The sequence below is a fragment of the Bradyrhizobium genosp. A genome (assembly GCF_049949275.1).
Lineage (GTDB): Bacteria > Pseudomonadota > Alphaproteobacteria > Rhizobiales > Xanthobacteraceae > Bradyrhizobium.
In genome coordinates, this window is record NZ_CP188196.1 from 7796872 (window position 1) to 7820791 (window position 23920).

Annotated in this window: 23 protein-coding genes; 8 read left to right on the forward strand and 15 right to left on the reverse strand. The window is 64.5% G+C overall.

Annotated features, from left to right (window positions below; genetic code table 11):
* Positions 1–118: 118 nt before the first annotated feature.
* From ACP2YP_RS36505 to ACP2YP_RS36540, 8 genes are all read right to left on the reverse strand, one after another.
* A complete protein-coding gene (locus ACP2YP_RS36505) occupies positions 119–367 on the reverse strand; it encodes a hypothetical protein (protein WP_426421139.1) in 249 nt (82 codons plus the stop codon).
* A gap of 477 nt (positions 368–844) precedes the next feature.
* Entirely contained in the window at positions 845–1618 is a 774-nt protein-coding gene (locus ACP2YP_RS36510) for a thioesterase family protein (RefSeq protein WP_426421140.1), read from the reverse strand.
* A gap of 11 nt (positions 1619–1629) precedes the next feature.
* On the reverse strand, positions 1630–2598 hold the full coding sequence (locus ACP2YP_RS36515) for an NAD(P)H-dependent flavin oxidoreductase (protein WP_426421141.1): 969 nt from the start codon (positions 2596–2598) through the stop codon (positions 1630–1632).
* A gap of 282 nt (positions 2599–2880) precedes the next feature.
* Entirely contained in the window at positions 2881–4281 is a 1401-nt protein-coding gene (locus tag ACP2YP_RS36520; RefSeq protein WP_426421142.1) for an aspartate ammonia-lyase, read from the reverse strand.
* Positions 4282–4318: 37 nt separating this feature from the next.
* The gene (locus ACP2YP_RS36525; RefSeq protein ID WP_426421143.1) at positions 4319–4840 is read right to left on the reverse strand and encodes a hypothetical protein; all 522 of its coding nucleotides are present in this window, start codon (positions 4838–4840) and stop codon (positions 4319–4321) included.
* A gap of 48 nt (positions 4841–4888) precedes the next feature.
* Complete coding sequence (locus ACP2YP_RS36530; protein WP_426421144.1) at positions 4889–5491, reverse strand: YqaA family protein; 603 nt, start codon at positions 5489–5491, stop codon at positions 4889–4891.
* Positions 5492–5527: 36 nt separating this feature from the next.
* Entirely contained in the window at positions 5528–5932 is a 405-nt protein-coding gene (gene hisE / locus ACP2YP_RS36535) for a phosphoribosyl-ATP diphosphatase (RefSeq protein WP_426421145.1), read from the reverse strand.
* A gap of 119 nt (positions 5933–6051) precedes the next feature.
* Positions 6052–6414 (reverse strand): hypothetical protein, encoded by a 363-nt coding sequence (locus ACP2YP_RS36540; RefSeq protein ID WP_426421146.1) that lies wholly within the window; start codon positions 6412–6414, stop codon positions 6052–6054.
* Between the two features lie 226 nt (positions 6415–6640).
* Here ACP2YP_RS36540 and ACP2YP_RS36545 point away from each other — a divergent pair, with 226 nt between their 5' ends.
* The 6 genes from ACP2YP_RS36545 (at position 6641) to ACP2YP_RS36570 (ending at position 14281) form a co-directional block, all read left to right on the forward strand.
* A complete protein-coding gene (locus ACP2YP_RS36545; protein WP_426421147.1) occupies positions 6641–7681 on the forward strand; it encodes an ABC transporter substrate-binding protein in 1041 nt (346 codons plus the stop codon).
* Positions 7682–7766: 85 nt separating this feature from the next.
* Entirely contained in the window at positions 7767–9575 is a 1809-nt protein-coding gene (locus ACP2YP_RS36550) for a glucan ABC transporter ATP-binding protein/ permease (protein ID WP_426421148.1), read from the forward strand.
* 189 nt (positions 9576–9764) lie between these two features.
* Entirely contained in the window at positions 9765–11237 is a 1473-nt protein-coding gene (locus ACP2YP_RS36555) for a D-alanyl-D-alanine carboxypeptidase family protein (protein ID WP_426421149.1), read from the forward strand.
* A gap of 193 nt (positions 11238–11430) precedes the next feature.
* Positions 11431–13116 (forward strand): long-chain fatty acid--CoA ligase, encoded by a 1686-nt coding sequence (locus tag ACP2YP_RS36560; RefSeq protein WP_426421150.1) that lies wholly within the window; start codon positions 11431–11433, stop codon positions 13114–13116.
* A gap of 17 nt (positions 13117–13133) precedes the next feature.
* A complete protein-coding gene (locus tag ACP2YP_RS36565) occupies positions 13134–13688 on the forward strand; it encodes a DUF924 family protein (protein ID WP_426421151.1) in 555 nt (184 codons plus the stop codon).
* 107 nt (positions 13689–13795) lie between these two features.
* Positions 13796–14281 (forward strand): peroxiredoxin, encoded by a 486-nt coding sequence (locus ACP2YP_RS36570; RefSeq protein WP_007597501.1) that lies wholly within the window; start codon positions 13796–13798, stop codon positions 14279–14281.
* A 184-nt stretch (positions 14282–14465) separates the two neighbouring features.
* Here the strand turns inward: ACP2YP_RS36570 and rnhA are convergent, their stop codons facing one another.
* Genes rnhA through ispH form a run of 3 tightly spaced genes read right to left on the reverse strand, consistent with a single transcriptional unit; the run spans position 14466 to position 16897 of the window.
* The gene (gene rnhA, locus ACP2YP_RS36575; protein WP_426421152.1) at positions 14466–14930 is read right to left on the reverse strand and encodes a ribonuclease HI; all 465 of its coding nucleotides are present in this window, start codon (positions 14928–14930) and stop codon (positions 14466–14468) included.
* Positions 14927–15922, reverse strand: coding sequence for a homoserine kinase (locus ACP2YP_RS36580; RefSeq protein WP_426421153.1), 996 nt, complete (start codon positions 15920–15922; stop codon positions 14927–14929). Before ACP2YP_RS36580 ends, rnhA begins: the two co-directional genes overlap by 4 nt.
* 6 nt (positions 15923–15928) lie before the next feature.
* Positions 15929–16897 (reverse strand): 4-hydroxy-3-methylbut-2-enyl diphosphate reductase, encoded by a 969-nt coding sequence (ispH, locus tag ACP2YP_RS36585; RefSeq protein ID WP_426421154.1) that lies wholly within the window; start codon positions 16895–16897, stop codon positions 15929–15931.
* A 265-nt stretch (positions 16898–17162) separates the two neighbouring features.
* Here ispH and ACP2YP_RS36590 point away from each other — a divergent pair, with 265 nt between their 5' ends.
* Positions 17163–17858, forward strand: coding sequence for a DUF1013 domain-containing protein (locus ACP2YP_RS36590; protein WP_426421155.1), 696 nt, complete (start codon positions 17163–17165; stop codon positions 17856–17858).
* 125 nt (positions 17859–17983) lie between these two features.
* Here ACP2YP_RS36590 and ACP2YP_RS36595 read toward each other — a convergent pair whose 3' ends face one another.
* The 3 genes from ACP2YP_RS36595 to ACP2YP_RS36605 form a co-directional block, all read right to left on the reverse strand.
* Complete coding sequence (locus ACP2YP_RS36595) at positions 17984–18253, reverse strand: hypothetical protein (protein WP_426421156.1); 270 nt, start codon at positions 18251–18253, stop codon at positions 17984–17986.
* Positions 18254–18317: 64 nt separating this feature from the next.
* Entirely contained in the window at positions 18318–20228 is a 1911-nt protein-coding gene (locus ACP2YP_RS36600; protein ID WP_426421157.1) for a propionyl-CoA synthetase, read from the reverse strand.
* Positions 20229–20531: 303 nt separating this feature from the next.
* Positions 20532–21296: a tetratricopeptide repeat protein gene (locus ACP2YP_RS36605; RefSeq protein ID WP_426421158.1), complete on the reverse strand. Its 765-nt coding sequence runs from the start codon at positions 21294–21296 to the stop codon at positions 20532–20534.
* 103 nt (positions 21297–21399) lie between these two features.
* Between ACP2YP_RS36605 and ACP2YP_RS36610 the strand changes: the two genes are divergently transcribed.
* A complete protein-coding gene (locus ACP2YP_RS36610) occupies positions 21400–22944 on the forward strand; it encodes a cation:proton antiporter (protein ID WP_426421159.1) in 1545 nt (514 codons plus the stop codon).
* Positions 22945–23112: 168 nt separating this feature from the next.
* On the opposite strand, the gene ACP2YP_RS36615 is transcribed toward ACP2YP_RS36610, so the two are convergent.
* Entirely contained in the window at positions 23113–23919 is an 807-nt protein-coding gene (locus ACP2YP_RS36615) for an SDR family NAD(P)-dependent oxidoreductase (protein ID WP_426421160.1), read from the reverse strand.
* Position 23920: the final 1 nt, after the last annotated feature.

Genomic DNA, 23920 nt, shown 5'->3' on the forward strand with positions numbered 1-23920 from the left:
GGCCGGTTCACGATGTTGTTAGCGATGCCCGGGAAAAGGGCACGAATTAAGGCTTGAGTGTGCTTTTGCGGCGACAATCACCACGGTTGCGGCGACAATCCCAAAAAACCCAATGGAATCAGGCGGCTTTGGCGAGATCGTAGGCATCCTGGATGTCCGCGACGATCTCCGAGGCCTCCCAGACGGCGCGCGGCTCGACCGATTGCAGCGTCACCGTCCAATTGCCGCCCCGGCGGGTGCGGGGGACGCTGACGACATCGAAGCGGACATTGCGGCAGAGCGGGTGGCGGGCCAGTGCATGCGCGACGCGGACGCGGATCTCGTCCAGCGTTGCGGCTGTCTTGCTGTTGAGAAAATCGAAATCCATCGCCTGTCCCTCTCGTCCTGATTGGCGGCCGTGAGGGAGATTGTTGGCGGGCGATGGTTAATGTGCCGTTAAGTGCAGGGCCGAGGAGCCATGCGCGGGCGTCTGGAGCGGGCGGGACCGGATGGTGGGGTAAAACCCCCGGGATTTTACGGTGTTGTTGTGGCGCCGGCACCACAATGCGCGACGGAATGCGCGTCCCCGGCGGCCTCGCGATTGCCGGTGAATCAGGGAATCAAATAGACCGCTGGACGGGGCTGGGAAGCGGAGTAAGCAATGAGAGTCGCTTCCCTGGAAAGTGCAGTCGCCGCGGTCACGTTGATCACGGCTATCATCGTGGTGCTGTGGGAGATCAAGATCTTCTACGGCGTATGAACAGGCAGGATGCCCTGGTCGAACACGACCAAGCATCCCTTCCGCGGCGGCGGAAGCCTGCCGTTCCATCGGCTCACGCAGCAACAGCAGTGCTTGCGGTGAGGCTTACCGTTTCTCAATCACCAGGCTCTGCACCGCGCGGCCGAAATAGCCCTGGCGGTCGGCGAGCCGCGACATCGCAAGGCCCGCGCCATCAGGGCCGATCCAGGATTCGCCGTCGAGCAAGATCCAGTCGCCGACCGGCTGGCGCGCCAGGCTTACCGAGAGATCAGCGTTGATGTAGGTCCAGGTGCGGAAGTCGAGCGTCGAGGCGGTGCCGTTGGAGAAGTCGGCGGCGACCACGGCGCGCATCGCCTGCGAGACCGCCTCGCCCTCGACCAGCGGATGGTCGAGGCGAAACCAGATCGCACCCGCACCGGCCTGGCCGAAGCGGCCGCGCGCGGCGCGCATCGAGACCATGCCCGCGAACGGACTGGTCGCGCCGTGGCCGTCCTCGACCAGGGAATCCTCGGGCGATGGCAGCGTGACCGGCAACTCCCTGACGTCATCCGGCAGCGGTTGCGGCTGCTGCTTGATCTTGAGCACGGTGGCGCCGACGACCTGCACACCGTCGGCGAGCAGCTTGACCTCGCAGAGCTGGATCTTGCGGCCCTCGCGCAAAACCTCGGTCTCGATCGTGAGTAGCGCCACCGGCACCGGGCGCATCAGATCGATGGTGACGCGTGCGACGTTCATCGGCACGGGCGTCGGAATCCGCTCCGCCGCCCACGTCACCAACGCTGATGGCGCCGAACCATGCTGCATGCGCCGGTCCCATGGACCGGCAGCATCGGGGCTGGTGACGACGCTGTTGCCGTCGACGCGGTAGATGGCGGCCATTGCGAGCGCCATCACAACGGCGGGTCGATCGCCTCGTCGTATTCCTTCTTGAAGCGCGCGATCATCTCGGCGGCGGGCACGATGCCGTCGACGCTGCCGATGCCCTGGCCGGAGCCCCAGATCTCCTTCCAGGCCTTCGGCTTGGCGCGTTCGCCGGAGGCGTCGGTGCCGAAGTTCATCTTGGAGGGATCGGAGGTCGGCAGGTTTTCCGGATCCATGCCGGCGGCCAGGATCGAGGGCTTCAAATAATTGCCGTGCACGCCGGTGAAGAGGTTTGAATAGACGATGTCGTCAGCCGTCGAGCCCGCGATCATCTCCTTGTACGTCTCGACCGCGTTGGCTTCCTTGGTCGCGATGAAGGCCGAGCCGATATAGGCGAAATCGGCACCGAGGATGCGCGCGGCACGGATTGCCTTGCCGTTGCCGATGGCGCCCGACAGCGCGATCGGGCCGTCAAACCACTTACGCGTTTCGGCAACGAAGGCGAGCGGCGAGATCGTGCCGGCATGGCCGCCGGCGCCGGCCGCGACCAGGATCAGGCCGTCGGCGCCTTTCTCGATCGCCTTGTGGGCGAATTTCTGGTTGATCACGTCGTGGAAGACGATGCCGCCCCAGCCGTGAACGGCCTGATTGAGCTCCTCGCGCGCGCCGAGCGAGGAGATGATCATCGGCACCTTGTACTTGGCGCAGAGCTGCATGTCGTGGTCGAGCCGGTTGTTCGACTTGTGCACGATCTGGTTGACCGCAAACGGCGCCGACGGCTTGTCGGGATGGGCGCGGTCATGGGCCGCGAGCTCCTCGGTGATCCGCGCCAGCCACTCGTCGAGCAATTCCGGCGGCCGCGCGTTCAGCGACGGGAACGAGCCGACCACACCCGCCTTGCACTGCGCGATCACGAGGTCGGGCACCGAGATGATGAAGAGCGGCGAACCGATCACGGGGATCGACAGGCGTCCCTTGAACAGAGCAGGCATGGACATTGCGGAACGATCCTTTGTTGGCAGACGCATTGAAGGTTGGGACCCATACCAACAAGGCAATCTTTCCACTGTCAAGTATTGCGTTTTGGCGCCGTGGCGGACGCCGTTACCGCAATTCCAACGCGCGGAATTCGCTCTTCACCTCTCCCACAGGGAGAGGTCGAATTGCGAAGCAATTCGGGTGAGGGGATCAAGCCCCACGAGCGAGCGCAACCCCTCACCCGGCGCTACGCGCCGACCTCTCCCTATGGGAGAGGTGGCGCCTTCAGCGCAGCGACGACCTCACGAAATCAAATCCGGATTGATCAGCCGCTCGAACGAGAACATCTCTTCCCATTTTTCCTGCGTCAGCAGCTTGCGTTCGGTCACCACGATCTGGTGCAGCGACTTGCCGCTCTTGTAGCCCTCACGCGCGATCTCGGCGCATTGCTTGTAGCCGAGCAGCGGCTTCAGCACGGTGACGATGCCGAGCGAGTTCAGCACCATGTTTCGGGTGTGCTCCTCGTTGGCGGTGATGCCGACGATGCAGTTCTCGCGCAGGCTGTTGACCGCGCGCTCCATGGTGCGGATCGAGAAGAACAGCGCAAACGAGATCACCGGCTCCATCACGTTGAGCTGGAGCTGGCCGGCGCTGGCCGCGAGCGTCACCGTGGTGTCGAGGCCAATGACGAGGAAGCTGGTCTGGTTGACGACCTCGGGGATGACAGGATTGACCTTGCCCGGCATGATCGAGGAGCCCGGCTGCAATTGCGGCAGGTTGATCTCGTTGAAGCCGGCGCGCGGGCCCGAAGCCAGCAGGCGAATGTCGTTGCAGATTTTCGTCAGCTTGCTCGCGGTGCGCTTGAGCACGCCGGAGAGCTGCACGTAGGCGCCGGTGTCGGAGGTCGCTTCCACGAGATCGCCGGCGAGAATGAAGTCGACACCGGTCAGCGCGCTGAGATGCCGGACCGCGAGCTTGGGATAGCCGACCGCCGCGGTGACCGAGGTGCCGATCGCGGTGGCGCCGAGATTGATCTCGCGCAGCAGCGCGCGTGCTTCCGAGATGCGGTCGACCTCCTCGCCGATGGTGGTGCCCCAGCCGCGGAATTCGGCGCCGAGCGACATCGGCACCGCGTCCTGGAGATGCGTGCGGCCCATCTTCAGGACGCGTTCGAACTCGCGGCCCTTGGCGAAGAAAGCCTCCTGGAGCTGGCGGAGCGCCGTCATGTAGCTTTCGAGCCGCAGGATCAGCGCCAGACGGAACGCGGTCGGATAGGTGTCGTTGGTCGACTGGCCGTAATTGACGTGGTCGTTGGGGCTGACGTGCTGGTAGTCGCCCTTGTTGAAGCCCAGCGATTCCAGCGCGAGGTTGGCGATCACCTCGTTGGCATTCATGTTGGTCGAGGTGCCGGCGCCGCCCTGGATGAAGTCGGTGACGAACTGGTCCATCATGTCGCCGGCGATGACACGGTCGCAGCCGAGGATGATCGCATCGGCGACCTTCGTGTCGATCGCGCCGAGATCGCGGTTGGCCATCGCGGCGGCCTTCTTCACGTAACCCAGCGCCTTCACGAAGTAAGGCTCCTGGTTCATCGGAATGCCGGTGATATGGAAGTTCTCCTTCCCGCGGATGGTCTGGACGCCGTAGTAGATGTCGTCGGCGATCTCACGCTGTCCGAGGAAGTCCTGTTCGTAGCGGCTCATGAGCGCTCCTTGCTGCTCGCGCGCGGCGTCAATCGCATCAGTTCTGACACAGCGCGCTGGTGACGAACGTATCGGTGCGGCAGTCGTCCGGCTTGCGCTGCCTTCCCGGAATTAAAACCTTGGCCGAGCATTTTTCGACGGCGTCCGCGTTCAGGCTCCTGCCCTCGCGATAGCCCTTGCTCTGGCAAAGCTGGTCGGCACCCTGCTTGCAGTCGGGCCCACCGTTTGGCGAGGCCGGACAGGCCATGCGCCCCGACACCATGGTGGACGGCTTCGCCAGGCGCGACAAATCGTTCATGGTCTCGCTGGGGCTTTTGATCGGCGGCAGGATCGAGGGCAGCTTGTCGAACAGCCTGCCCATTTCGTTGATCAGCCCGGGATTGTCCTCGCGCGCCGGCGTCGATGGCGGTGGCGCGGCCTGCGGCCCTTGCTCCTGCAAGCCAAGCGACGGCGGCGCCGATTGCGGCCATCCGGCCCCGCCGGCACCGAGCAGGACCAGCAGCACTGCTGACATCAGCGTCCCGAGCCGCAGGGCCGGATTGCCGGATCGAACCATCATGACGGCAACCGTATCCGAAGCCGGCGCAACGGCAAAGCCGGCACAGCCCTAGATCAACTTGATTGCAACGACAAAGCCCAGCACCAGCACCGCGGCACCGAGCGCCACCCAGAGGCCGAGATGTTTCTCGATCCGGGCTCGGATCCAGTCGCCATAGCGGTTGAGCAGGATCGCGACGATGAAGAAACGTCCGCCGCGCGCCACGATCGAGCACAGGATGAACAGGCCGATATTGTAGCCGGCAAAGCCGGAGGTGATGGTGACGAGCTTGTAGGGGATCGGCGTCAGCCCCTTGAGCAGGATGATCACCGCGCCCCACTCCGCGTAGGAGGCGCGGAAAGCATCGACCTTGTCGCCGAGGCCATAGACCTGGATCAGCCAATGGCCGACCGAGTCGAACAGCAGCGCGCCGATGGCGTAGCCCAACAGGCCACCGACCACCGAGGTCACGGTGCAGATCGCCGCATAGACCCAGGCGCGCTGCGGGCGCGCCAGTGACATCGGGATCAGCATCACGTCCGGGGGAACGGGAAAGAAAGAGCTTTCGGCGAAAGCCACGGCACCCATGATCCAGAGCGCGTAAGGCTTATGGGCGGCGTCGATGCACCAGTCGTAGATACGTTTCAGCATGGTGCCGCGATGAAGCACCATGAGACGGATTTGTCCATCGCCAGTTTTGTGACGGTTTTAGTGCCGCTTGCGCGCTGCGCGGCCTTCGAGCGCGACAATTGGCCGCCGGACAGAGATGCGCGGTGACGCGACTTTGGGCAGCTTCATAGGCGGCTTCGGCAGCTTTTCGGCAATGCCCAACATGTCCTCACGCCGCGACATTTCACGCCAGACGTCTTCGGGGCGCACGCCGGCGGAAGCCCAGAGCACGGTGAGATTGTAGAGCAGATCGGCACTTTCCCGGACCACGGCCTCGGCGTCGCCGTTGACCGCATCGATGGCGACCTCGATCGCCTCTTCGGCCAGCTTCTTCGCCATTTTGGAGGGCCCACGCTGAAACAGCCGGGCAGTGCGCGATGTTGCCGGATCAAGGTCCCTGGCCGCGAGCACAGCCAGATATAGCCGCTCAAGCGAATCACTCATGGTACTCAAAACTACTCGAAACACATGGCGAGCGTGTTAACGTTCGACAATATAAGTGAAAAACAGGCCACCGCGGCAAGCGCGACGGCCCGTTGGTTCATGGCTTTATGGCCGATCGGTTAATCGCAACCGTACCCGGAATAGCCGTGGGCGCAAACCTTGTTGTAGCCGCCATAGCGCTCTTGGTAGCCCGAGCCGTAGTAATAGGGACCATAGCCGGGACCGCTGTAGTAGACCGGGCCGCTGTCGTAATAGTAACCCGGACCCGGATCATAGGCGTAGGCATCACGGGTCGCGGCGATCGCAAGGCCGGTGCCGATGGCGCCGGCAATGGCTGCGCCGGCAAAGGCCGCGCCGCCGCCACCATGCCAGTGGCGGCCGCCTGCGAACGAGGCGGTGGGGGCGACCGTGGTCAGCGCCAGCACCGCGGCGGTGGCGAGCACGGCCTTGCGGCCGGCAAATCTAGAAAATCGGTCGAACATGACGTGGACCCTCCTTGGGACCTTCATTGGTGCCTTAAGACAGGCTCATGTCTTTCAAACACCCGCATCCCATGTTGGGTTCCCCAATCCCAACGGAAGATGAACGGGGTTGCGTGATCGTGACGCAACCACGCTCATCTGCCGTTCATGTTGATGCGGAGACAGTGTTCGTATGCCGGCGCTGCGAGCGTCACGAAACCACAACAATGCGGAACCGGCGCGACCGATGGTTGGATTCAAGACGATCGTCTCCCACTGCCTGCTGGCCCTCTCGATCGTGCTTGCCGCACGCGACGTCCATGCGGAAGAGACTACCGCGCCGTCTGTGGCGATCCACTTCACCTTCGACCGCCCGGTCGATGCGAGCATGGCGCCCTTTTTCATGGCCGCTAAGGACGGCAAGTTCGGCGCTGAGCATCTCAACGTCTCCTTCAACAGCGCGGCTGGATCGCCGGAAGCACTTGCGCGCGTTGCCACCGGTAATAGCGAGCTCGCGCTCGTCGACATCAACGAGCTCATTCGTTTTCGCGACAAGGCCGATGCGCCTCCAGTCAAGGCCGTGTTCGTGGTGTTCAACCGCGCGCCCTATGCGATCGTCGCCCGCAAGAGCCGCGGTATCCATCTGCTCTCCGATCTTGGCGGCAAGACCGTCGGCGTCGCCGACAGCGATCTATCAATCCGGCTGTGGCCGGCGCTGGCACGGCAGAACGGCATCGACGTCGCGCATGTCAAATTCTTCAAGATGAGTGCGGCGGTGCGCGAGCCGGTGCTCTCGGCAGGGCAGGTCGACGCTGTCGCCGGCTTCTCCTATCTCTCGGCCGTGAATTTGCGCGACCGCGGCGTGCCGGCCGACGATCTCGCCGTGCTGCGTTATGCCGACTATGGCTGCGAGGCCTACGGTTTTGCGGTCGTCGCCAATCCCGCCTTCGCCACGGCGAAGCCGGACGCATTGAAGGGTTTTGTCCGCGCGCTGATTGCGGGCATCAACGCAACTGCGAAGGAGCCGGCGCGCGCGGCGGACGAGGCCGCCGGCCACATCGACGACGGCGACCGCGACCTCGAGCTCGCACGCCTGCGCGCGGTGCTCGCCGACAACATCCTGACCGACGAGGTCCGCCGCAACGGCCTCGGCGGCATCGACCCGGCACGGCTGGACCGCTCGATCGACCAGATCGCGGAGGATTTCAAATTCCGCAAGAAGCCGGCGGCGGGCGACATCTTCGACGGCCGGTTCCTGCCGCCGGTCGAAAGCCGGCTCATCAATTGAGCAAAAGCGGCAGCTTCCGCTGTATCTCGTGGGCAATCCCTGCTTAGAATATCGGCTCCGTGACCTGCCCGAGTTCTTTGCCCGCATGCCCATCCTCCGCCTCTACACCCGCGTTCTCGAGCTCCTCGGCAAGGAGGCGCGGCTGGGCTGGCTGCTGGCATTCGCCAACCTTCTGCTCGCAGGCTCGCAGTTCGCCGAGCCGGTGCTGTTCGGCAGGATCGTCGACGTGCTCTCCGGCAAGACGGTGGCGGGCTCGAATTCGGCCTGGCCGTTCCTCATGGCGTGGGTGGCGTTCGGGCTGTTCACCATCGCGTGCAGCGCGCTCGTGGCGTTGCAGGCCGACCGGCTCTCCCACCGCCAGCGCCAGGCGGTGCTGACCAGCTATTTCGAGCACATCCTGCAGCTGCCGCTGACCTTCCATTCCGGCACCCATTCGGGCCGGCTGATGAAGGTGATGCTCAACGGCACGGACGCGTTGTGGCGGCTCTGGCTCGGCTTCTTCCGCGAGCACTTTGCGGCGATCCTGTCGGTGGTGGTGCTGCTGCCGCTGTCGCTGTACCTGAACTGGCGGCTTGCGATCCTGCTGTTCGTGCTCTGCATCGTCTTCACCGCGCTGACGACGTTCGTGGTGCGTAGGACCTTCGGCATGCAGATGGCGGTCGAGGAGCAATACAGCGAGCTCTCCGCGCGCGCTTCCGACGCGCTCGGCAACGTCGCGCTGGTGCAGAGCTTTGTGCGCGTCGAATCCGAGGTGCAGGGCTTGCGCTCCGTCGCCGACCAGCTGCTCGCGGCGCAAATGCCGGTTCTGTCATGGTGGGCGCTCGTCACCGTGATCACGCGCGCTTCGACCACCATCACCGTGCTCGCGATCTTCACGCTCGGCATCGCGCTGCACGACCAGGGCCTGACCTCGGTCGGCGAGATCGTGATGTTCGTGAGCTTCGCGACGCTGCTGATCCAGAAGCTCGAGCAGGTCGTGAGCTTCATCAACAACGTGTTCATGGAAGCCCCGCGCTTGCGCGAGTTCTTCAACGTGCTCGACGCGGTGCCTGCAGTGCACGACCGGCTGGATGCGATCGATGTCGGGCGGCTCTCCGGCCTCGTCGAGTTCAACGACGTCACCTTCTCCTATGACGGCAAGCGGCCGGCGATCGAGGACCTTTCGTTCACCGCGCTGCCCGGCCAGACCATCGCGCTGGTCGGACCGACCGGCGCCGGCAAGTCGACCGCGATTGCGCTGCTGCATCGCGCGTTCGATCCGCAATCCGGCTTCATCAAGATCGACGGCATGGATGTGCGAGGCGTCACGCTGACGTCGCTGCGGCGAAATATCGGCGTCGTGTTCCAGGAAGCGCTCTTGTTCAACCGCTCGATCGCGGAGAATTTGCGCGTCGGCAAGCCTGATGCGACCGAAGCCGAGATGCGCAAGGCGGCCGAGCGTGCACAGGCGCTCGACTTTATCGAGCGCAGCGGCGGCTTCGAGACCAACGCCGGCGAGCGCGGCCGCATGCTCTCCGGCGGCGAACGGCAGCGGCTGTCGATCGCGCGTGCGCTCTTGAAGGACCCGCCGATCCTGATCCTGGACGAAGCGACCAGCGCGCTCGATGCCGTCACCGAGGCCAAGGTGAACGCTGCTCTCGATGAAGTGATGAAGGGCCGCACCACCTTCGTGATCGCCCACCGCCTCTCCACCATTCGCAATGCGACACGGATCCTGGTGTTCGAGAACGGACGGGTGATCGAAAGCGGAACTTTCGATGAACTCGTGGCCAAAAACGGCCATTTCGCCGAGCTCGCCAAGGCCCAGTTCATGGTGCAGGAACAGGCACAGGTGAAAGCGCGGGCCAGCGCGAGTGCCGCCGAGGCCGCGGCCTCTGCCGCCAGATCCCCTTAACAAGTCCCCGTAGCAGCGTCGAAATTCGGCCTATTTCATTGCGGAATACGCAGCGGAAGCCCCTATTCTCGACGCAAGAGCCGGTATAGGTTTGCGCTGCCGCGAGCGGCGGCGCTGGATTTCAAAACCGAACATCAGATCACGAGAGCCGTCCGGAACCGGCGGATCTCCAAGGACCGGAATCGGATAGTGCACGCCTTTCGCCCGCTGCTTCGCAAATCCCTGTTCAACCTGTTCGCCGCGACGCTCGCCGTCGGTGCGCTGCTCGCACCGCGCATGGCGCATGCCGAAGCGCTGCTGCTGATCGAAGCCGACAGCGGCAAGGTGCTGCAGGCGGACAATGCGACCGTCCCCTGGTATCCGGCCTCCGTCACCAAGATCATGACCGCCTATGTGACACTGAAGGCGGTGAAGGACGGCAAGATCACGCTCGACTCGATGCTGACGGTGTCGCCGACGGCGGCCTCGCAATCGCCCTCGAAGATGGGCCTCCGTCCGGGAACGCAGCTCACCGTCGACAACGCGTTGAAGATGATGATGGTCAAGTCGGCGAACGACATGGCCGTGGTGCTGGCCGAAGGCATCGGCGGCTCGATCGACGGCTTCTCCGTGATGATGAACGACACCGCGAAGAAGCTCGGCATGACGCAGACGAACTACGTCAATCCCAACGGGCTGCCCGCGGACGGACACGTCACCTCGGCGCGCGACCTCGGCATTCTCGCGCGCTCGTTCCTGCGCGACCTGCCGGAATACGAATATTTCGTGCACATCCCGGCGATCCGCTTCGGCAAGCGCGTCACCGGCAATTTCAACAAGCTGATCGGCCGCTATCCCGGCGCCGACGGTTTCAAGACCGGCTTCATCTGCGCCTCCGGCTATAACCTCGTGGCATCCGCCACGCGCAACGGCCGGCGCCTGATCGCCGTGGTGCTCGGCGCCAATTCCGGCACCGCGCGCGCGGTGAAGGCGGCCCAGCTGCTCGAGCGCGGCTTCAGCCAGGATAATCTGTCGTGGCTGCGGCCTTCGCTCGGCACCGTCGAGAACCTCGTGCCGGTCGACGCCTCGCCGCCGAACCTGCGCGAGGAGATGTGCGGCGGTCACCGCAAGCGGCCGGCCAGCGACGACGACGATGCGCTGATCGCGACCAATGGCGGCGGCACGAGCGGTTCTGCCACCGGCGGCGAGGCCCAGGTGACGTTCTTCACCGCAGGCCTCCAGCCGCCGCTGATGAAGGCGTCCGAGCTGATGGCCTCGGCGCCTGCAGCTGCAGAGCCCGTGGTGGTCTACACCGGCCCGACCCGCACCGGCGCCGCCCTGGTCGCGGCGGTCGCCGCCGACTCCGACCAGCAGAACCCGCCGAAGGCGCGTGGCAAGAAGGCGCGTATCGCCAAGAACCCCGACGCCGGCAGCGATGCCAAGACTGACGCCAAGACGGCCGCGGCGAAACCGTCGGCCACCAAGCCAGACGCGACGGCCAAGGGTGACACCAAGGGTGACACCAAGAGCGCGGCCAAGCCGGCGGCGAGCAAGCATGCCGCGGCCAAGCCTGAGGCGGCGGCCAAGCCTGCGGAGAAGCCGGTGGCGAGTGGCGATCAGGCTGCCAAGCCGGCCAAGCCCAAGGCTGCCACCAAGCCGAAGCCCGCGCCCAACAACAGCTAGGTTAACGCTCCAGTCCCGTTACGCTGCGCCCGCACTTCGCACCTGCGGCAGCCGTTTCGACGATTCCAGTAGCCACTCTTTTGCCTTTGCCCTAAGCCTCGACCGCTTGCCAGCCGTTCCGGCAGGCTCGATACTGCCGGCAATGAGGCAAGCCCGAGACACAACGGGCTCTGGTTAAGAGAGGGGAGTTTCCATGGAGCGCATCTGGCTCAAGCAATATCCGCCCGGCGTGCCCGCTGATATCGAGCCGACGCAATACGCATCGCTGGTCGACCTCCTGGAGGAGAGTTTTGCGAAGTTCGCCGATCGCAAGGCGTTCATCTGCATGGACAAGGCGATCAGCTATCGCGACCTCGACCAGATGTCGCTGGCGCTCGCTGCTTACCTGCAAGGTCGCGGCCTGCAGCGCGGCGCCCGCGTCGCGATCATGATGCCGAACGTGCTGCAATATCCGGTCGCCACCGCCGCGGTGCTGCGCGCCGGCTTTGCCGTGGTCAACGTCAACCCGCTCTACACCCCACGCGAGCTCGAGCATCAGCTCAAGGATTCCGGCGCCGAAGCCGTGATCGTGCTGGAGAACTTTGCCCACACCGTCGAGCAGGTGATCGCCAAGACGCCGGTCAAGCACGTCATCGTCGCCAGCATGGGCGATCTGCTCGGCTTCAAGGGCGTGATCGTCAATCTCGTCGTCCGCCGGGTGAAGAAGATGGTGCCGGCCTGGTCGCTGCCAGGCGCGGTCTCGTTCAACGACGCGCTTGCGGCCGGCCGTGGCCAGACCTTCAACAAGCCAAAGCTGTCGCCCGGCGACGTCGCCTTCCTGCAATATACCGGCGGCACCACCGGCGTCTCCAAGGGCGCCACGCTGCTTCACCGCAACATCGTCGCCAACGTGCTGCAGAACGACGCCTGGCTGCAGCCGGCGATGGCCGCACCTCCGCATGTCGATCAGCTCATGATCGTCTGCGCGCTGCCGCTCTATCACATCTTCGCACTGACGGCCTGCTACCTGCTCGCGGTGCGTGCCGGCGGCTGCAATCTCTTGATCCCCAACCCGCGCGACATCGCGGGCTTCGTCAAGGAGCTCGCAAAATACCAGGTCAACAGCTTCCCGGCTGTGAACACGCTCTACAACGGTTTGATGCATCACCCCGATTTCAAGAAGCTCGACTTCTCCAAGCTGAAGATCTCGAACGGCGGCGGCATGGCGGTGCAGCGCCCGGTGGCCGAGCAGTGGAAAGCCGTGACCGGCTGCTTCATCGCCGAAGGCTACGGTCTGTCCGAGACCTCGCCGACGCTGACCTGCAACACCGCCACCAATGCCGAGTTCAACGGCACCATCGGCATTCCCGTGCCCTCGACCTGGATCTCGATCCGCGACGATGACGGCAACGAAGTCCCGCTCGGCCAGCCCGGCGAGATCTGCGCCAAGGGCCCGCAGGTGATGTCGGGCTACTGGAACAGGCCGGAGGAGACCGCGAAGGTCATGACCGCGGACGGCTATTTCCGCACCGGCGACATCGGCGTGATGGACGAGAAGGGCTACACCAAGATCGTGGACCGCAAGAAGGACATGATCCTGGTCTCCGGCTTCAACGTCTATCCGAACGAGATCGAGGAAGTGATCGCGAGCCATCCGGGCGTGCTCGAATGCGCGGTGATCGGCGTTCCCGACAGCGGGTCCGGCGAGGCGGTAAAGGCCTTCGTGGTGAAGAAGGACCCGAACCTCACGGCGGAGGACGTCATCAAGTTCTGCCGCGAGCAGCTCACCGGCTACAAGGTGCCCAAGCAGATCGAATTCCGTGCCGATCTGCCCAAGACCAATGTCGGCAAGATCCTACGCCGCGAGCTGCGCGACGAGAAGAAGGCTCAGGCGGCGTAAGGCCGCCTCCCTGGCTCATGACTGACATCGGCAACATCACGCCGGCCGGCATTCTCGCCTTCTGGCGCGAAGCCGGTCGCGAGCGCTGGTACAAGCCCAGCGACGCTTTCGACGCGGAGGTCCGCCGCCGCTTTCTTCCGCTCTGGCAGGAGGCCGCCGCAGGCGAGCTGGCCTCGTGGGAAGACAGCGACGACGGTGCACTCGCGCTCGTCATCGTGCTCGACCAGTTTCCCCGCAACATATTCCGCGGCACGCCGGAAGCCTTCGCCAGCGACGCGCTGGCACGCGAGGTCGCCCGCCGCGCCATCGAGCACGGCACGGATCGCAGGATCGATCCCCTTCTGCTCGAATTCCTCTATTTGCCCTTCATGCATTCCGAGCACCTGCCCGACCAGCTGCGTTGCGTTGCGCTGTTTGAAAACACCGACAATGCCGAAAACCTGAAATACGCCCGGGAGCACGCTGACATCATCCAGCGGTTCGGCCGCTTTCCCCACCGCAACCGCCTGCTCGGCCGCGAGACCACCGCGGAGGAGCGCGCTTTCCTCGACGGCGGCGGTTTTGCCGGCTGATGACATAACGGTGAACGGCTGCCGGCCCTCAGCTTCCCTCGCCCGCAATATTGTGCAGGCCCGCGCCACGGTCTAAAAAGCGGGACCGATTTTCAGGGAGACTGACGATGGCGATCCAGACTGGCGACAAGCTGCCCGAGGCGAAATTCCGCGTGATGACGGCGGAAGGCCCGCAGGTGAAGACCACCGATGATATCTTCAAGGGCAAGAAAGTGGCGCTGTTCGCGGTGCCCGGCGCCTACACCGGCACCTGCCACAAGATGCATCTGCCGAGCATCTTCCTCAACGCCTATGCCATGAAGGACAAGGGCGTCGACACCATCGCCATCGTCTCCGTCAACGACGCTTTCGTCATGAACGCCTGGAAGCGCGACACCGACCAGCGCGACGAGGCGATCTTCCTCGCCGACGGCAATGCCGACTTCGCCAAGGCGATCGGCATGGAGCTGGACGCCTCCGGCAACGGCCTCGGCATCCGCTCCAAGCGCTATTCGATGCTGGTCGAGGACGGCGTGGTCAAGAAGCTGAACCTGGAGGCGATGCCCGGCAAGGTCGAGGTCTCAGGCGGCGATACGCTCCTGGGGCAGCTGTAAGCTTAGAGCCCGACTCCTTCCAAGCGGGAAGTCCCGTAGGGTGGTGGGCAAAGGCGCGTCAGCGCCGTGCCCACCATCTTTCCTCGATTGAGAAAAAAGCGGTGGGCACTGTTCGCTTTGCCCACCCTACGAAACCGGGCGACGACAGCGAGACCGAGGCTGGACCGCCGCCGATAGCACGCCCCTACTCCCCCAGCCGCTGCTGCAACCGTGCCTTGACGATCCCGTCGCGCGCCAATTGATCCGCCCGCTCATTCTCCGGATGGCCGGCGTGGCCCTTGACCCAGTGCCAGCGCACTTCATGGGCCTTCAGCGCGGCATCGAGACGCTGCCATAGCTCGACGTTCTTGACCGGCTTCTTGTCGGCGGTGCGCCAGCCGTTGCGCTTCCAGCCGTGGATCCAGCCGGTGATACCCTGCCGGACATATTGGCTGTCGGTGTAGAGATCGACGGTGCACGGCTTCTTCAGCGCTTCGAGCGCCGAGATCGCCGCCATCAATTCCATCTGGTTGTTGGTGGTGTGGCGCTCGCCACCATTCAGCTCTTTTTCCTTGTCGCCGAACTTCAGGATCGCGCCCCAGCCGCCGGGTCCGGGATTTCCCGAGCAGGCGCCGTCGGTATAGATCGTGACATTGGGAAGCTCGCTCACGCGACCAGTCCTGACGGCAGCAGTCCATAATCGCGCGCGCTGGAGACGCTCTGGTGGAAGCGCAGCTTGCGAAAATATTCGAGGGGATCTTTCGGCTTGACTAGCGCGCCCGGCGGCACGTTGAGCCAGTCGACCAGCCGCGTCAGCAGGAAGCGGATCGCAGCACCACGCGCCAGCAGCGGCAGCGCGACCTCTTCCGCTGTGGTGAGCTTTCGCACGCGACCATAGGCGTTGAGGAAGGCGCGCGCCTTGGTGACGTTGAAGGAATGATCCGGCTCGAAACACCACGCATTCAGGCAGATCGCGACGTCATAGGCCAGCATGTCGTTGCAGGCGAAGGTGAAGTCGATGATCCCCGAGAGCTTGTCGCCGAGGAAGAAGACGTTGTCATTGAAGAGGTCGGCGTGGATCACGCCCTCGGGCAGATTGTTCGGCCAGACGCCACCCGAGAGATAGTCGAGCTCGGCCGCGAGAAACGCACGCAGGCCCGGCTGCACCTCATCGGCGCGGCCCGCCGCCGCTTCGAACAGCGGCCGCCAGCCCGCGACTGACAGCGCGTTGGCACGCTTGATCGCAAAATTGGCGCCAGCCAGATGCATCCGGGCGAGGCCCTCGCCGACGCCGGCGCAATGCGCCGCGTTCGGCTTGCGCGGCCAGACACCTTCGAGAAAGGTGATGATCGCGGCAGGACGCCCCTGCAGCTCGTGCAGCGCCTCACCGTCGCTCGCCTTCACCGGCAGCGGACAGCTGACGCCGTGCTCGGCGAGATGCGTCATCAGCGCGAGGAAGAACGGCAGATCGTTCTTCGCCACGCGCTTCTCATAGAGCGTGAGGATGAACGAGGCCTGCCGGTTTCCGTGGCTGGTGTGCAGCAGGAAGTTGGTGTTCTCTACGCCCTCGGCGATGCCCTTGTAGGAGAGCAACTCGCCGAGATCGTATTGCCTCAGGAAATCCGCAAGCTCGTCGGCGGCAACGTCGGTGTAGACCGCCATGCAGATTTACTCGGCGGCGGCTTCGGGGCGCACCTGACGCGGCAGCGGGAAGAACTCGTTTTCTTCCGCGGCCGAGACCGTCTCCACATGCAGCGTGTAGCGCTCGGCGAACGCGTCCATGATCTCCTCGACGATCACTTCCGGCGCGGACGCTCCCGCGGTGATGCCGAGGCTCTTGATGTTACCGAACCTGGTCCAGTCGATGTCGGCGGCGCGCTGCGCCAGCACCGCGATCCCGCAACCCTCGCGTTCGGCGACCTCGCGCAGGCGCTGCGAGTTCGACGAGTTCGGCGCGCCGACCACGATCAGGGCATCGACCACCGGCGCCACCTTCTTCACCGCGAGCTGGCGGTTGGTGGTGGCGTAGCAGATGTCTTCCTTGTGCGGCCCGTTGATGTTCGGGAAGCGCTCCTTGAGCAGCGCCACGATCTCGGCGGTGTCGTCGATCGACAGCGTGGTCTGGGTCACGAAGGCGAGGTTGTTCGGATCCTTTGGCGCGATGGTCTTGGCGTCCTCGGCGGTCTCGATCAGGGTGACCGCACCGACCGGCAGCTGGCCGAGCGTGCCGACCACTTCGGGATGATGCGAATGGCCGATCAGGAAGATCTCGCGGCCGCGCTTGAAGTGGATCGCGGCCTCGCGGTGCACCTTGGTCACCAGCGGACAGGTCGCATCGAGCGAGAACAAATTGCGGGACGTGGCGTCGGCCGGAACCGACTTCGGCACGCCATGGGCCGAGAATACGACCGGGGCGGTGGTGTTTTCCGGGATCTCGGCGAGCTCCTCGACGAAGATGGCGCCCTTCTTCTTCAACCCGTCGACGACATATTTGTTGTGCACAATCTCATGGCGAACATAGACGGGGGCGCCGTATTTATCGAGCGCCCGTTCCACGGTGTCGATCGCCCGGACCACTCCGGCGCAGAAGCCACGGGGAGAACAAAGCACGATCTTGAGGTCTGGTTTGGCTGACATTGAGCGATCTCGGGACCGAATCACCCATTCGCCTTCTGGCGGGGGACGGTCGATGGATGAAAAAGGGCCTAAAGCGGTCTGCTCGGACTTTATAGCGAGTTGAGAGGGAATTGGGCCCCCTTTCGGGCCCTGTCAAGGCACTATCTATAGCAGAACCATTGCGTGGCTACCCCCTCCGGGCTTATATAGCGCGAATTCCCTGTCATCGCTGATGACCACCGGTTTCGCCTCCTGAGGGGTGGGCGAAGCACAAAGGAGATTTGCCATGAGCAACGCACCTCTGATGCCCAAGGCGACCGCCGTCTGGCTGCTCGACAACACCGCGCTGACCTTCGACCAGGTCGCCGATTTCACCAAGATGCATCCCCTGGAGGTGCGCGCGATCGCCGACGGTGACGCCGCGCAGGGCATCAAGGGCTCGGACCCGATTTCCAACGGCCAGCTGACCCGCGAGGAAATCGAGAAGGGCGAGAAGAACCAGGACTACCGGCTCCGTCTCCAGGAGAGCAAGGTCGTGCTGCCGCCCCAGCCCAAGCGCAAGGGCCCGCGCTACACCCCGGTGTCGCGCCGCCACGAGCGTCCCAGCGCCATCCTCTGGCTGCTGCGCAGCCATCCGGAGCTCAAGGACGCCCAAATCATGCGCCTGGTCGGCACCACCAAGAGCACGATTGCCAGCGTCCGCGACCGCACCCACTGGAACACCTCCCAGCTGACCCCGATCGACCCGGTCACCCTCGGCCTCTGCTCGCAGATCGAGCTCGATTTCGAAGTGGCGCGCGCGGCCAAGGAAAAGCCGATCGACGCAGCCTATGGCGGCGCCACCCTGCTGCCAGCTTCCGAGACCACCAAGAAGGACGAGTACGAGCCGTCGGAGAAGTCGAGCGATGACCTCAACGTCGACGCCGTGTTCGCCAAGCTGAAGACGCTGGGCGGCAAGAAGCAGGAGCAAGAGGAGGAGTAGTCCTCGCTCCCTCAGCTATCGAACGCAATCAAAACGCGGCAAGGAAACTTGCCGCGTTTTCGTTTTGTGTAACTCCCACCCGACACACAGTGTCGTCCCGACGAATGCAGTGAGGACAACGTGCCTTACGGCCGATCGGGATGGTTCAGCATGTATTCGCCGAGATCGCGCTGGCGACGATCGGCGCGTGAGGTGGCGGCGCTGCGCTGCACGTCGCGGTCCTTGCGGCAGGCCACATATTCCGGCGAGCCCACGGCGTAGCCGCGGCTCTGGCACACCGCATCATCGTCGTCACCGCCCATCGCTGTCGGCGTCTGATAACGCGCCGAGCAGGCGGAGAGAGCAATGGCGAGCAAGACGGCTGCAAGCAGGCGTGGCGCGGCGGCGAGTGGCATACGAGGTCCCCTGATGGCCGGCCCTGTTTAGCGCGGAATGCGGAGAATGTAAGTCCTGAACGCCTCACACCCGCCCCTTCAGCGCCTCCCCGATCTCGTCCAGCACCTTGGGGTCCTCGATCGTGGCCGGCATGGTCCAGGCCTCGCCGTCGGCGATCTTCTTGATGGTGCCGCGCAGGATCTTGCCTGAGCGCGTCTTGGGCAGGCGGCCGACAGTGATGGCGAGCTTGAACGCGGCGACCGGGCCGAGCCGGTCGCGCACCAGCGCGACGATCTCCTTCTCGATCTCGCTGGGCTGCCGCTTCACGCCGGCTTTCAGCACCAGAAAGCCGCAGGGCACCTCGCCCTTGATCGCATCCTTGACGCCGAGCACGGCGCATTCGGCGACGTCGGGATGCGAGGCCAAAATCTCCTCCATGCCACCGGTGGAAAGCCTGTGGCCGGCGACGTTGATGATGTCGTCGGTGCGGCCCATCACGAAGACGTAGCCGTCCTCGTCCTTGTAACCGGCGTCCGAGGTTTTGTAGTAGCCGGGGAATTCGGTGAGATAGGCTTCCTTGAAGCGCGCATCCTGATTCCACAGCGTCGGCAGGCAGCCCGGCGGCATCGGCAGCTTGATGACGATCGAGCCCATCGTATTGGGGCCGACGGGCTTGGCCGCTTCGTCGACGACATCGACCTGGTAGCCCGGCATCGGCACCGTCGGCGAGCCGTGCTTGACCGGCAGCATCCCTAAGCCCACCGGATTGCCGGCAATGCACCAGCCAGTTTCGGTCTGCCACCAATGATCGATCACCGGCACCTTCAGCTGCTGCTCCGCCCATTCCACCGTCGGCGGATCGGCACGCTCGCCAGCGAGAAACAGCGTGCGGAATTTGGAAAGGTCATATTGCCGGATGAATTTTCCTTCCGGATCCTCTTTCCGGATGGCGCGGAACGCGGTCGGCGCGGTGAAGAAGGCGACCGCCTTGTGCTGGCTGATCACGCGCCAGAACGCGCCGGCGTCGGGCGTGCCGACCGGCTTGCCCTCATACATGACCGAGGTCGCGCCGTGCAGCAGCGGGCCGTAGATGATGTAGCTGTGGCCGACCACCCAGCCGATGTCGGAACCGCACCACCAGACCTCGCCCGGCTTGACGCCATAGAGGTTGAACATCGACCATTTCACCGCGACCAGATGCCCGCCATTGTCGCGCACAACGCCCTTGGGAATGCCGGTGGTGCCTGACGTATAGAGGATGTAGAGCGGATCGGTCGCGGCAACGGGCACGCAAGGCGCTTTCTTGCCTTCGTTCATCGCCTTGCGGCGCAGGCTCGCCCAGTCATAGTCGCGCTTTGGCGTGAGGTCGCAGATCAGCTGCGGACGCTGCAGCACAATGCAGGCCTTCGGCTTCGCGGAGGCGAGCTTGATCGCCTCGTCGAGCAGCGGCTTGTACTGCACGATGCGGCCGGGCTCGATGCCGCAGCTTGCGGACAGAATGAGTTTTGGCTGCGCATCGTCGATGCGGGTCGCAAGCTCTTTTGCGGCAAAGCCGCCGAACACCACGGAATGCACCGCACCGATGCGCGCGCAGGCAAGCATCGCGACCACGGCCTCCGGCACCATCGGCATATAGAGGATGACGCGGTCGCCCTTGGCGACGCCAAAATCCTGCATGATGGCGGCGAGCGCCTGCACCTCCGCCAGCAACTCGGCGTAGGTGAATTTCGTGACCGAATGGGTCAGCGGCGAATCATGGATCAGCGCGACCTGGGCGGCGCGGCCGCGTTCGACATGGCGGTCGAGCGCGTTGTAGCAGGTGTTGACGACGCCGCCGGCGAACCAGCGACCGTAGACGCCTTGCGCGGGGTCGAAGATTGTCTTCGGCGGCTCGATCCAGTCGATCTCCTTCGCCGCCTCGGCCCAAAAGCCCTCGGGATCGGCCAGCGAGCGCGCATGGACCTCGTGATACAGGCTCTTTCCCTGGGCATTCATGCAAGCGCTCCCGTTCCCTTCATTGGCCTCGCCTTGACCTGACGGCAGGACGTCAGTCCCGCCATGACAGGGATCAAGTGCCGGCCTTGTTTGAGGGGTATTTTCCCGGGAACGGGCGGCGGTTCAAGCTGAAAAGAACGTATCTTCTCCCTCGCCCCGTTCTTACGGGGAGAGGGTGGGGTGAGGGGCCGCTTCCGCAATGACGGTGACAGCTAGATTCGCGGAGAGTCCGCCTCACCCGGAATTCAAGCTACGCTCGAATTCCGGCCTCTCCCCGCGCGCGGGGAGAGGCGAAGAACACCATCAATACCCGTCCACCCCATTCAAGCGCTGCAGCCGCTCCTGCATGGCCTTCTTTAAATCATAGCCGGGCCGGCCGAACCCCGCGTTCCGGCGTGCAATAAAGTCGTCCTGCTCGCGCTGGAGTTTCTTCGCCTCGCCCTCGCTGCGCGCCTCGCGCAGCACGCGCGCGTTGGCAGCATAGACCTCGCGGTCGAGGTCGGCGAGCTCGCGGTTTCCGCAGATCGCCTTCTCGACTGGGCGGCGCGCGCCTGTGCAATTGAAGCTGGGCTTGCCGGCGACCGCCATCTGCGCGCCGATCCGCTCGAGCTCACGCGCGATCGCCTTGTGATTGGCCTTGGCCTTTTCGTGGTTCGGATCGATCCGAAGCGCCGCGCCGAAATCCTGCACCGCCTTGGGCTTGTCGCCCTTCTTGAGCCAGAGCTCACCGCGCGCGTTGAAGACGTCGGCAAGCGTGGGATCGAGCAACAACGCGCGGCTGTCGTCGGCGATGGCCCGGTCGATCTGGTCATGGCGCGCCAGCATCGCGCCGCGCGCGATCAGCGCCTTGATCAAATCGGGTTTTGCCGTCTTCTCGTTGTCGATGACGGCGGCACAGGCCGGGCCCGCTTTGTCCATGTCATCGGCCGCGGTTGCGGACAGGCATGCCGCGACGTCGATCTCCGCGGCGGCGGCCGGCTCGCCCCCGGTCGCGGCCCGAGCGGCACCGAGCGAAAGCGCTGAGAGCACCACAGCCCCGGACAAATGAAGAAGTTTTTTAAAACGCATGCTCGTTGCTGTCGGAAGGTCTTGCCTTGAGGCCGTACTATCCATCATACGGCCGGATTGGTGCTAGCTTGTAGCGCCGCTCAAATCGGTTTCGGGGATCGTCGTGTCGACATTCGAATGGATCATCGCGCTTCTGCTCGGCGCCGTTGCATTATCGGCGCTGGCGCGGCGGATCAAGGTCCCCTACCCGACCTTTCTCGCCATCGGCGGCGCGCTGATCGCCTTCGTTCCAAACAGCCCGTCCTGGACGCTGGAGCCCGACCTGGCATTGGCGCTTTTTGTCGCACCGGTGCTGCTCGATGCCGCCTTCGACACTTCGTTGCGCGATCTCCGCAACAATTGGGTTCCGGTCTCGACCCTGGTCGTGGCCGCGGTCGGCCTGACCACGGTCGGAGTGGCCTTTATCGCGCACCGGCTGATGCCTGATATGCCTTGGGCTGCCGCAGTAGCGCTTGGCGCCATCGTGGCGCCGCCGGATGCGGCCGCCGCGGTGGCGATACTGAGCCAGGTCAAGCTGCCTCACCGCATGGTGAAGGTACTGGAAGGCGAAAGCCTGCTCAATGACGCCAGTGCGCTGCTGATCTATCGCATCGCCGTCGGTGCGGTCGTCATGGAGCACCTGAAATGGAGCGAAGTCGCGCCGACGATCGCGCTGGGACTTGTCGGCAGCGTGCTGGCCGGCCTTCTTGCGGGGCGTATCATCCCGCCCATCATGGAACGCGTGAGAGAGGTGCCGAGCGCGATCATCGTGCAGTTCGCCACCACCTTCATGATCTGGATTGCCGCTGAGCATCTCGGCCTCTCCGGCATCCTCACCATCGTCGTGTACGCCATCACGATCGCGCAGACGGCGCCGGCGCGCATGCCGGCGCGGCTGCGGGTGCCGTCCTACGCGGTGTGGGAAACAACGGTATTCGTGCTCAACGTGCTCGCCTTCATGTTGATCGGCATGCAGATGCGCCCGATCTGGACGAAGCTGGACGCGGACGTGCGCTGGGAATACTGCGTCGCCGGCGCCTGGATCCTGCTTACGGTCATTCTGGTCCGGCTGCTCTGGATCACGTTCTACCGCACGACGCTGCGCGTGCTGATCGCGCATGGCATCTATCACCCCAAGGATCCGAAGCAGGTCGCTTCGCCCAAGGGCGGCCTCATCATCTCCTGGTGCGGCATGCGCGGCCTGGTCACGCTCGCCACCGCCTTCGCGCTGCCGGAGAACTTTCCCTATCGCGACTTCATCGTCTTCACCGCCTTCGCGGTGGTGCTGGGATCGCTCATCATCCAGGGCCTGACGCTGCGGCCGCTGATCCTCGCTTTCGGCCTTAGGGACGACGACCCGGTTGGCATCGAGGTCGCGCGCGCACGCGCCATCGCCTATCGCGCCGCGCTCGACGCAATCGAGGACGATCCGTCGGAGGAGGCCGAAATCCTGCGGCTCGAATATCGCGCCATCCTGATGCAGGCCGACGATGATCCGCACGGCGGAATCGCCAGCGGTGAGCTGCCCGCAGATCCCCTGCGCCGCCGCGCCATCGAAGCCGCGCGCAAATCCATCTTCAGCCTGCGCGCCACCGAGGTCATCGGTGACGACGCGTTTCACCGGATCGAGGAAGAGCTTGATCGGGCGGAGCTGAGCGCGGGGGGATAGATCCGCAAGCACCGCTGTCGTCCCGGACAAGCGAAGCGCAGATCCGGGACCCATACGCCGCAGCAATAGTTTTGCGAAGACTCGGAGTTGCCGGCTTCGCAGCAAACCACTTCCTGTGGTTATGGGTCCCGGCCTTCGCCGGGACGACGGCGGAGTGTGGGACGGCTATCAAGCCCCCGCCTTGCACGTGATCCCGCCATCGACTACAAGCTCGATCCCCGTGACGTATTTCGACTCGTCCGACGCCAGGAACAGCGCGGCGTTGGCGACATCGAAGGCGTCGCCCATGTGGCCCATCGGCACCTGCGCATCGCGGGCGCGCCACATCGCTTCGACGTCGCCCTTGGCGTAGCTGTTGGCGAGGCCGGCGGAATGCTCCACCATCGGCGTCTTCATCAGGCCGGGCAGGATCGCGTTCACTCGCACATGGTGCCGTGCGAACTCGATCGCGGTGGTGCGCGTCATCTGGTTCATCGCGGCCTTGGATGTGCCGTAGGTGACGTAGGAGATGCCCATATGGCGGATCGAGGCGATCGAGGAGATGTTGATGATCGAGCCGCCGCCCTGCTTCACCATCACGGGAATGACGTGCTTCATGGCGAAATAGGCGCTCTTGAGGTTGACGGAAAAAACGCGGTCCCAGCTCTCCTCGGTCACCTCGACCACGCTGCCCATCTCGGCGATGCCGACATTGTTGTCGAGCACATCGATGCGGCCGTAGGCCTTGAGGCACGCAGCGACCATCGCCTCGATCTCGGCAGGCCGCGACACGTCGGCGGTGAACGCCGTCGCCTTGCCGCCTTCGCCGGTGATGATCTCCGCGGTCTCCTCCGCGGCAGCCCCATTGCGATCGACGCAAAACACCCGCGCGCCCTCGCGCGCAAAGGTCACCGCCGTCGCCTTGCCGTTGCCCCAGCCGGGCCCGATCGAGCCGGCTCCCACCACCATCGCAACCTTGCCCTTGAGGCGGTTCATC

Excerpts from the sequence above, each read along its gene's own strand:
- ACP2YP_RS36505 (WP_426421139.1), bottom strand. The coding sequence starts at position 367 with ATGGATTTCGATTTTCTCAACAGCAAGACAGCCGCAACGCTGGACGAG.
- ACP2YP_RS36510 (WP_426421140.1), bottom strand. The coding sequence starts at position 1,618 with ATGGCCGCCATCTACCGCGTCGACGGCAACAGCGTCGTCACCAGCCCC.
- ACP2YP_RS36515 (WP_426421141.1), bottom strand. The coding sequence starts at position 2,598 with ATGTCCATGCCTGCTCTGTTCAAGGGACGCCTGTCGATCCCCGTGATC.
- ACP2YP_RS36520 (WP_426421142.1), bottom strand. The coding sequence starts at position 4,281 with ATGAGCCGCTACGAACAGGACTTCCTCGGACAGCGTGAGATCGCCGAC.
- ACP2YP_RS36525 (WP_426421143.1), bottom strand. The coding sequence starts at position 4,840 with ATGATGGTTCGATCCGGCAATCCGGCCCTGCGGCTCGGGACGCTGATG.
- ACP2YP_RS36530 (WP_426421144.1), bottom strand. The coding sequence starts at position 5,491 with ATGGTGCTTCATCGCGGCACCATGCTGAAACGTATCTACGACTGGTGC.
- hisE (WP_426421145.1), bottom strand. The coding sequence starts at position 5,932 with ATGAGTGATTCGCTTGAGCGGCTATATCTGGCTGTGCTCGCGGCCAGG.
- ACP2YP_RS36540 (WP_426421146.1), bottom strand. The coding sequence starts at position 6,414 with ATGTTCGACCGATTTTCTAGATTTGCCGGCCGCAAGGCCGTGCTCGCC.
- ACP2YP_RS36545 (WP_426421147.1), top strand. The coding sequence starts at position 6,641 with ATGGTTGGATTCAAGACGATCGTCTCCCACTGCCTGCTGGCCCTCTCG.
- ACP2YP_RS36550 (WP_426421148.1), top strand. The coding sequence starts at position 7,767 with ATGCCCATCCTCCGCCTCTACACCCGCGTTCTCGAGCTCCTCGGCAAG.
- ACP2YP_RS36560 (WP_426421150.1), top strand. The coding sequence starts at position 11,431 with ATGGAGCGCATCTGGCTCAAGCAATATCCGCCCGGCGTGCCCGCTGAT.
- ACP2YP_RS36565 (WP_426421151.1), top strand. The coding sequence starts at position 13,134 with ATGACTGACATCGGCAACATCACGCCGGCCGGCATTCTCGCCTTCTGG.
- ACP2YP_RS36570 (WP_007597501.1), top strand. The coding sequence starts at position 13,796 with ATGGCGATCCAGACTGGCGACAAGCTGCCCGAGGCGAAATTCCGCGTG.
- ACP2YP_RS36580 (WP_426421153.1), bottom strand. The coding sequence starts at position 15,922 with ATGGCGGTCTACACCGACGTTGCCGCCGACGAGCTTGCGGATTTCCTG.
- ispH (WP_426421154.1), bottom strand. The coding sequence starts at position 16,897 with ATGTCAGCCAAACCAGACCTCAAGATCGTGCTTTGTTCTCCCCGTGGC.
- ACP2YP_RS36590 (WP_426421155.1), top strand. The coding sequence starts at position 17,163 with ATGAGCAACGCACCTCTGATGCCCAAGGCGACCGCCGTCTGGCTGCTC.
- ACP2YP_RS36595 (WP_426421156.1), bottom strand. The coding sequence starts at position 18,253 with ATGCCACTCGCCGCCGCGCCACGCCTGCTTGCAGCCGTCTTGCTCGCC.
- ACP2YP_RS36600 (WP_426421157.1), bottom strand. The coding sequence starts at position 20,228 with ATGAATGCCCAGGGAAAGAGCCTGTATCACGAGGTCCATGCGCGCTCG.
- ACP2YP_RS36605 (WP_426421158.1), bottom strand. The coding sequence starts at position 21,296 with ATGCGTTTTAAAAAACTTCTTCATTTGTCCGGGGCTGTGGTGCTCTCA.
- ACP2YP_RS36615 (WP_426421160.1), bottom strand. The coding sequence starts at position 23,919 with ATGAACCGCCTCAAGGGCAAGGTTGCGATGGTGGTGGGAGCCGGCTCG.